Raw genomic sequence first — 9096 nt, 5'->3', positions numbered from 1 at the left:
TTGGCTAATTTTTTTATGATAAAAAATCGTGAAGAATTTTTTGAAAGACTAAATGATTTGTCTGATGGCAAAATGGACGATTGGCTGGAAGAATATTATTTAAATTTAAATGCTATTGATACATATGAATTTAACTGCAAAGAAGATTTTTCTTGTGTAAATAACGATGAATATGAATATGATAAAAATTCATATGATTTGTAAACGACAGCAAAGAAGATTTATCTGAACTAGAGCCTTATGATATTCCAATTAAACATGAAAAAGCCTGCGGTTGTGCAATATTTTAAAAGTTTTAACTAAATCTCAATTTAATAAAAATAATCTCGAAATTTATATAAAAAAATTAAAGCACCCTTCCAATGCTAATTCTGCACATATATCTATAAATAAAATATTTACAAAAAAAATCTTATATATATATTTTAAACCTTAATCTTTTCAAAATACATAACTAAAAAAATATTTATTTTGTTAATTAAAAAGCCAACACACGCAATAATTTTATGAAGGATTTTATGAACAATATTAAAAAAATTATTATAGTCACAGCAACCACCGCAAATTTCGTTTTTTCATGTTTTGCCGGCGAACTTGAACAAAAGCTAATGAACGCCATAATAGAAAAGGATTCAAAAACGGTTAAGTCTTTAATCGATGAGAATGATCTTGATTTAAATACAAAGTATAATTTTTATAATAAACCAGATTATAAACAAACAATTTTAATGGAAGCAGTAAAAATAAATTGTATAGAAATTGTTGGATTATTGATTGATATGGCCAAACAAATAAATGAACAAAATCCAGGTTTTTTGGAAACTTTTTTAAATGCAGAAGATAATGATGGCTGGACAGCTTTTCATTATGCTGCTTTTTTAGGAAGTTTTAAAATCACTGAATTATTGATTGACACGGCCAAACAAATAAATAAACAAAATCCAAAGTTTTTGGAAACTTTTTTAAATGTAAAAGATAAGAACGGCTCGACAGCTTTACATTGTGCTACCATTGGAAGATGTATCGAAATCTCTAAATTATTGATTGAAGCGGCCAAACAAATAAATGAACAAAATCCAGGTTTTTTGAAAACTTTTTTAGATGCAAAAGATATTAATGGCACGACAGCTTTAGATCTTGCAATCGAGCAAGCAATTAATGGAGAACGTTATTATTATCATGATTTTTTTAAATTAATAGAAAAAGCCTTTATGTCTTTGAAACAAGTCAATTCCAGATTTGGAGAAGACGATTTTGATTTTGGCGAAGGCGATTGTGATTGTGGCGATTAAGAGCAATTATTATTAAAACATAGAGTTATATGTAATAAAAAATATCCACAATAACAAATTCTAAAAACTAAAGGAGTATGAAAATTTTAAATAATATATAAAACATCAATAATACTTTAAAAATTATAAATAAATTTTAAAAACTTTTTTATGAAGGATTTTATGAACAGTATTAAAAAAATTATTATAGTAACAGCAACCACCGCAAATTTCGTTTTTTCATGTTTTGCCGGCGAAATTGAACAAAAGCTAATGACCGCCATAATAGAAAAGGATTCAAAAACGGTTAAGTCTTTAATCGATGAGAATGATCTTGATTTAAATAAAAAGTATAAATTTGATAATGAACCAGATTATGAACAAACAATTTTAATAGCAGCAGTATGGAGAAATGGTAAAAAAATTGTTGAATTATTGATTAACAAAGCAATACAAATAAATGAACAAAATCCAGGTTTTTTGGAAACTTTTTTAAATACAAAAGATAAGAATGGCAATACGGTTTTATATATTACAGCCAAAAAATTTGGTAACTATGGGGATATTGCTAAATTATTGATTGACACGGCCATACAAATAAATGAACAAAATCCAGATTTTTTAGAAACTTTTCTAAATGCAAAAAACAATGTGAACGGCTGGACAGCTTTACATTGTGCTGCCTTTGGAGGAAGCATCGAAGTCACTGAATTATTGATTGACACAGCCATACAAATAAATGAACAAAATCCCAAATTTCTAGAATTTTTTTTAAATGCAAAAGATAATGGTGGCAAGACAGCTTTAAATCTTGCAACCAGTCAAGCAATTAATGGAAAAAGTGGTTATTATTATCAAGTTGTTGAATTATTAAAAGAAGCCAATAAGTATTTGGAGGAACAAGCCAATTCCACAAAAGAAGACGGTTGGAATGAAGAATATGTGAATGAATTATTTCTTAATGACGGTTTTGGTTTTGACGGCGAACTTGAACAAAAGCTAATGAACGCCATAATAGAAAAGGATTCAAAAACGGTTAAGTCTTTAATCGATAAGAATAATCTTGATTTAAATAAAAAGTACAAATTTGATAATAAACAAGATTATGAACAAACAATTTTAATGGCAGCAGTATGCGGAAATGATATAAAAATTGTTGAATTATTGATTAACAAAGCAATACAAATAAATAAAGAAAATTCAGGTTTTTTGGAAACTTTTTTAAATGCAGAAGATAATTATGGCTGGACAGTTTTAAATTATGCTGCTTTTGATGGGAATATTGAAATCACTGAATTATTAATTGCCACGGCCAAACAAATAAATGAACAAAATCCAAAGTTTTTGGAAACTTTTTTAAATGGAAAAGATAATGGTGGCTGGACAGTTTTTGATATGGCACTCAAGCAAGCAATTAATGGAGAAGATTCTTGTAAATTTTTTAAATTATTGGAACAAGTCAATTTCAGATTTGAAGACGATTTTGATGGTTTTGACCGAGGCGATTGTGATTGTTGTGATTATGGCGATTAAAGCATAGAGTTATGGCTGGTTTATTTAAAATAAATCAGCCATACAAATATTTTTAGTTCTCAAAAAAATTATATCTAAATTAATCTGCATTTGCACGTGAATATATAAAGTGATTTAATCGCCTGAAGTGATTTTCTGCATAAATATCCTGCTTTATAACTTTAGATTCAAAATTAATTTTATATTTTAAAATTAATTTTTTAGGATTTTCTATTTCAACATATTTAATTGTATACAATCCGGGCTTTAACCATAATTCAACATCATCAAAATCATTAATTTTAACAATATAAATTTTTCCAACTAAATTTAATTTTTCATTTGGTTGTACAATAAAATCTCTAAAATATTCACCAACTAAAATATGTATATTCAAAGCAACATCTTCAGAGTTATTTTGAATCGACGTGATCTCAAAATTTTCATTGGAAACACAAAACCATTTGTGCAAATTTTCTTCTGAGTCAGAAGAATCTTGTGCATATAATACACCATCTTTATTAATATCATCTTTAGATCTTAATAAAAGCATAAAAGTTGCTCGATCATAATCAAAAGATATTTCCAATACATCACCATCGAATGCATAAAAACTGTCTTTAGAAAATTGCAGGGTTAAATTTTTACTTTTACAAATTTCTAAAGCTGAAAATTCAAGCTCAAATTTATTATTTTCATTTGATTCTATTTCATTAGATGTATTAAATGGAACTTTTATGCAATTTACCGATTCTTTATTATCACAATCTTGATAAAAAACTAAAAAATCAAACCCTGAACTATTTTTAATTTCTATATTTGAATAAATATAAAAATTGCTACAAATAAGAAATATCAAACTTATAGCAATTTTTATTCTTATAAAACACATATTCCCCCCTTATTAAAACCCTATTTTTTAACTCCCATAAAAACTAATTTTCTATCTTTTTTATTTAATTTATAACTATTTTCATGCAAAATATATTCAACAGCTTTTGGATATGCAATCCAATCAAAGCTTGCCCAATAAATAAGTTTTGAATTTTTATAATAACAACTGGCTTTAAACATTCTTATAAGTTCAACTTCATGCAAAGCAGCTTTTGTAACGAAATAATCAATATCATGCTCGGTTTTACGTAAAAACGTTCTCCAATCAAGATCTATTATTTCAACATCTGATAAATTAAGTTTTTTGACTATAAAATCTAAAAACTTTTGTTTCTTTTGATTAACTTCTATCAAATAAACTTTTAGATTTGGATATGCGATTTTTAAAGGTATTGAAGGAAATCCGGCCCCAGGTCCGATATCGGCAATAGAATTAACTTTATTAAGATCCATAAAATTCTTTAAGATCAAAGAATCTCGAAAATGTTGGTTTACAATTCCAGCCGTATCTGTAATTGCAGTAAGATTAAACTTTTCATTCCATTCTTTAAGTAATTTTTCATACTCTTGAAACTGTTCAACCTGTTCAGTTGAAAGACTGTCTTGCCTGGCAAAATTGCTAAAAATAATCTCACTTGGTTTTTCTTTTGTATTTTTCATTATAAGTGCCTTTTTTTAAAATCCTGGATTTAAAGTTCTTGCTTTTGCTACATTATATTAAACGAATAAGAGTTTAAAGTTAAAGAATTTAATAAAAAATTCAAAGGGGGGGACGAAATGAAGAAGTTTTTTTTACTATTTTTAATAATTGGTATAAATACAATTAACCCAAGCCCAAGGCTTATTTTTTACCTAGATCCGGCACCAAGTCAAACTTTTGACCGGTTTAGTGAAGAAAAATTCAATCAATTAAGCGAAAAAACACCTTCGCAAATCAATAAAAAGCTTCTTGAGGGTGAATTTTTTAAAAATCGCACGCAAATAATAGGTGGTTTTTTGGCAATTTATAGCGGTTATATAGATTTTTCAAATATCGACGGTCAAATATTTTTCCCATTAAAGCATACTGAGCAAAAACTATATCTGGTAATAACGCCTAAAATTAATTTAATAAATGTTAAAGGCAACACTTTTTCACATCAAGAAGTCTTTGCGCAAGAAAAAGAAAATACAAAAATATATTTATTTGAAAAAAAGCAGGATGAAAGTAAACAATATTATTGGCAGGTTACAAATGCACAAATACCTGAAAACAACATAATTAACCCTTTATCTGTGGTTCTTTTAACCAAAGCAAAAAATATTTACGTTACTCTTGGAGATTTTAGAACAAATGATAATGCTCAAATGATTTTGCCAAGAAATATTTATGCCATAAATGATGATGAAAAGAATAATTTAATATTAAATTTCATGAGCATGAAAAGATATTTTGAACCAACACAAGCTGAAGAAAAGAGTGTTAGTAATATTGTAACGGAAAGATTAATACAAAATAATTAACACAAACACTGAATAAACATCTAAATTCAAATTAAAAATAAAGCCTAAATTTGTTAGTGTGTCATCCCGGCCACCGATCCAGCCTTCGCGTAAAGCTACGGCGGACAGGCCCGGGATCCAGTCTTTTGCTATTTATAAAACAAATATTTACCAATCGCCCAAAGCAGACGCATTGGGCTACCATAATATCGCATTGCATTCGCAAAGCTTTCTTGAATTTTTATAATATTGTTGTTTAATATTAAAACCTACATTTATGTAGACAAAACTTTATTAGTGAATAGGAGAAATTCATGAATATTTTAAAAAAATTTTTATTTCTAATATCTTTTATATTTATCTTAAACAAATCTTACACAATCCCATTATTTGATGCATATCCAAATTTAAAAAATAAAATAGCACATATTAATTTAGGCGAATATCCAAGCCCAATAATAAAAATTGATACAAAAAAACACGTTTTTCAAAAAGATATAAATACACCTGACTATTGGAAAAACTTTTCAGACAGATTTAAGCCAAGTTTAAATTGTAAAAGCTTATATTACAAAGATGACGGTTATAAGCACAGCAAAAATATTCCAACAGGTAATAAAATGCGAAAGCTTGAATTTCTATTGGCGGATGCAATATCTAAAGGCTACAAAACAGTTTGCACGCTTGGGGGCGCCGGATCAAATCATGCACTTGAAACAGCCGTTTGTGCAAAATTGCTTGGATTAAATTCTGTATTAATACTTAACGATCAAAGAATTACAAGCATTGTTATAAGAAATTTATCTTTAATGACAAAAGTTGCCACGCAGATTTTTTATGCAGATAAAAGTTTGAACACAAATGAAAAATTAGAAAATTATGGTTTAAATTTTTGCAAAAAAAATAATTACTATTTTATACCTGTTGGTGGTTCAAATGAACTCGGCACAATTGGTTTTGTAAACGCTGCATTTGAGCTTAAAAAGCAATTGGTTGATCTAAATATTCCGGATCCGGATATTATTTATGTAACACTTGGAAGTTGTGGAACTGCTGCCGGATTAATTATTGGAGCTGCCGCTGCAGGATTAAAAAGTAAAATTGTCGCAGTAAGAATAAGTAGTACACCTGAAGAAAAAGTAAAAGATCTTGCGAATTTAATAAATAAAACTGTTATATATCTAAATTATTTGGATAATAATTTTCCAAATAATTTTGCAACGCTTTCAGGAACACAAATTAAATATCCCGGAGTTGATGTCGAAATTAATCACAATTTTGTAGGTGCCGGATATGCTGACATAACAAGTCAAGCAGCAAATTCTGTAATATTATTTTATAATCTGGCCAACCAAATTTTTGAGGGAACATACACAGGAAAAACTTTAGCTGCATTAATATCTGACGCAGAAAGAAATTTATTAAAAGATAAAAATATTTTATTCTGGAATACTTTTAGTCATGGTTACACTACTTACCTTTACGCTAACCAATCTTCTAGTTTAGATCCGAAATACTTAACGCCTAAAATTTTCGACGATGTATTTAATCATAAGATGTTTTATAAGCAAGTCGATTATGAAAAACTGCCAAGTGAATTACTTTCTTATTTGCCTCCAAAGATACAAGACCACGAAGTGGATATGATTAAAAATTTGGACCCATATATGGATTTTTACTAAACTACAGTACTAATCTTTTTAACAATATTAGTCGTTGATAAACCAACTTGATATTCAATAATTGCAACTTGTCCACCGCTCTTTTTAACAAAATCTGCACCGGCAACATTTTCTGCTTTATAATCGCCACCTTTTACCAAAACATCAGGTGAAAGATATTCAATAAGTTCTTTGGGTGTATCCTGCTCAAATGAAACAACAAAATCGACAATACCCAATGAAGACATAACATGCATGCGTTCATATAAACTATTAATTGGCCTACTCTGCCCTTTGTATCTTTTTACAGATTCATCGGTATTAATTGCAACAACTAAAATATCGCCCAACTTTTTTGCTTCGTTTAATAAATAAATATGACCGGAATGCAAAAGATCAAAACATCCGTTTGTAAAAACAATTTTTTTATTTTGAGCCTTAATCCAATCAAGTTCAATTTTTAAATTGGTCCAATTTTCATAAATTTTTTCAGATGAATAAATATTCTTATCCAAAAGTTCTTCCAAACTTACTGCATAAGTTTTTAAATGCGATACAGCGACGCCTGCAGCAGTATTTGCAATTTGCAAGCATTTTTGCATATCAAAGCCAACAGAAAGGCCAAGTGCCAAAAATGCCAAAACGGTATCACCGGCACCGGTAAGATCATAAACCTCTTTTTTTAGCGCCGAAACAAAAATATCTTCATCTTTTGATACAAAATGAATCCCTTTTTCGCCTAACGTAATAATCAGACCGTCAATAGATAATTTTTCACACAAAATTTTTGCATTATTAGATATTGAATTATTTTTATCCAAGCCATAAACATCCAGCATTAGCAAAAATTCTTTATAATTGGGTTTTATATAATTAACGCCAATATATTTTTCAAAATTTTTGCCTTTAGGATCAACTATTATTTTACAATTTCTGGATTTTGCAATTACTGAAACAAACCTAACCAACTCACTTGAAATTACACCCTTTGCATAATCAGAAATCAATATTATAGAATCTTTAACAATCAAATTATTAATTTTTTCTGTAATCAATAATAACTCTTTGTCTGTTAAATTATGCTCAGACTCGTTATCAATTCTTAAAAGTTGATGCCCACCACATAAAGCTCTTTTTTTACATGTGGTAATTCTCTGTTCGCTTTTTATTAAATTTGATGAAGATATTCCATTTTCAGATAGCATAGATGCTAACTTTTGACCCGCAAAGTCCATATCGTTTATAATGCCAACAATATTTACATTACAGCCTATATTTTTACAATTTAAAGCAACGTTTGCAGCACCACCAAGGCACCATTCCATTTTTTCTTCTTTTAAAACCGGCACCGGTGCTTCAGGAGATATTCTGGAAACAGTTCCAAAGATATACTCATCAAGCATTACGTCACCAATGATTAAAATATTTTTACTTGAACTATTTTGTATAATTTTTATCAAATTTTTCATAATAAATCTTAATTTTTCAAACCCATAAACAGATAAAAACTGACTTGAGTTTGCCTTTAAAACAAAATGTGTCAACCTAAAAATAGTAATCTTGAAAATTTGTGTATTTAACAAATATACTTTAAAAATATTCGACCAAAATTAAGGGAGTATTTTATGAAATTACAAGTATCATTTGATTTACAAGACATAGACAAGGCAATTTTAATAGCAAAAAACATAGAAAAATATGTAGATATATTTGAAATTGGATCAACTTTAATAGTAAAATACGGCTTAGAAGCTGTAAAAAAATTTAAAAAAAATTTTCCGGACAAAGAAATTTATGCTGATGTAAAATTAGTCGATCGAGTAGAAGATACAATTAAAGAATATACTCAAGCCGGTGCAAATTGTATCTCAATACTTGCCGGAATTACAAATAATATTATTCAAAATGCAGCACAAATTGCACACGAAAATAATTGTAAAATTGCACTTGATCTTGTGGATTCCCATTCTTTGGGACAATCTGCAATGGATTCAAAAAGTTTAGATATAGACAGAATTATTTTTCATGGGCCGCATGAAGAACAAATGCTGGAAACTCTTTTAGAAGAATGGGAAAATGTAAAAGGCAACACCGATACACCAATATTTATTGAAGGTGGAATTAATAAAAATTCTATTAACAAAATTTTGGAACTAAAACCTGACGGAATTATAATCGGTGCAGCAATTACCCATTCCGGCGATCCTGCAAAAGATGCAGAATTTTTCAAAAATATTTTAAAAAAATAGTTGTAATTTTTAAAATTACAAAAAACA

General features: G+C 28.4%; 9 protein-coding genes. 6 read left to right on the top strand and 3 right to left on the bottom strand.

What is annotated here, in order from left to right; translation table 11 throughout:
• The 3 genes from KKE07_01725 to KKE07_01715 all read left to right on the top strand — a co-directional run.
• Positions 1 to 204 (top strand): hypothetical protein (locus tag KKE07_01725; protein MBU4269577.1); only part of this gene is annotated, 204 nt, incomplete at its 5' end.
• 314 nt (positions 205 to 518) lie between these two features.
• Complete coding sequence (locus KKE07_01720; GenBank protein MBU4269576.1) at positions 519 to 1292, top strand: ankyrin repeat domain-containing protein; 774 nt, start codon at positions 519 to 521, stop codon at positions 1290 to 1292.
• Positions 1293 to 1454: 162 nt separating this feature from the next.
• On the top strand, positions 1455 to 2804 hold the full coding sequence (locus KKE07_01715; GenBank protein MBU4269575.1) for an ankyrin repeat domain-containing protein: 1350 nt from the start codon (positions 1455 to 1457) through the stop codon (positions 2802 to 2804).
• 79 nt (positions 2805 to 2883) lie between these two features.
• On the opposite strand, the gene KKE07_01710 is transcribed toward KKE07_01715, so the two are convergent.
• Positions 2884 to 3675, bottom strand: a complete 792-nt coding sequence (locus tag KKE07_01710) for a hypothetical protein (protein MBU4269574.1) — start codon at positions 3673 to 3675, stop codon at positions 2884 to 2886.
• 20 nt (positions 3676 to 3695) lie between these two features.
• The gene (gene rsmG / locus KKE07_01705; GenBank protein MBU4269573.1) at positions 3696 to 4337 is read right to left on the bottom strand and encodes a 16S rRNA (guanine(527)-N(7))-methyltransferase RsmG; all 642 of its coding nucleotides are present in this window, start codon (positions 4335 to 4337) and stop codon (positions 3696 to 3698) included.
• Positions 4338 to 4454: 117 nt separating this feature from the next.
• Here rsmG and KKE07_01700 point away from each other — a divergent pair, with 117 nt between their 5' ends.
• Both KKE07_01700 and KKE07_01695 read left to right on the top strand, forming a co-directional pair.
• Positions 4455 to 5180 carry a hypothetical protein gene (locus KKE07_01700; GenBank protein ID MBU4269572.1) on the top strand — a complete coding sequence of 242 codons (726 nt, stop codon included), beginning with the start codon at positions 4455 to 4457 and terminating at the stop codon, positions 5178 to 5180.
• A 293-nt stretch (positions 5181 to 5473) separates the two neighbouring features.
• On the top strand, positions 5474 to 6841 hold the full coding sequence (locus KKE07_01695) for a pyridoxal-phosphate dependent enzyme (GenBank protein ID MBU4269571.1): 1368 nt from the start codon (positions 5474 to 5476) through the stop codon (positions 6839 to 6841).
• On the opposite strand, the gene rfaE2 is transcribed toward KKE07_01695, so the two are convergent.
• Complete coding sequence (gene rfaE2 / locus KKE07_01690; protein MBU4269570.1) at positions 6838 to 8289, bottom strand: D-glycero-beta-D-manno-heptose 1-phosphate adenylyltransferase; 1452 nt, start codon at positions 8287 to 8289, stop codon at positions 6838 to 6840. The genes KKE07_01695 and rfaE2 overlap by 4 nt on opposite strands.
• Positions 8290 to 8445: 156 nt before the next feature.
• On the opposite strand from rfaE2, the gene KKE07_01685 reads away from it, so the two are divergent.
• Positions 8446 to 9069 (top strand): orotidine 5'-phosphate decarboxylase, encoded by a 624-nt coding sequence (locus KKE07_01685; GenBank protein ID MBU4269569.1) that lies wholly within the window; start codon positions 8446 to 8448, stop codon positions 9067 to 9069.
• Positions 9070 to 9096: the final 27 nt, after the last annotated feature.

This window comes from Candidatus Dependentiae bacterium (assembly GCA_018897535.1).
GTDB lineage: Bacteria > Babelota > Babeliae > Babelales > UASB340 > UASB340.
The sequence above is the reverse complement of the archived record's forward strand: the minus strand, read 5'-3'. Positions and strand labels throughout refer to the sequence as shown.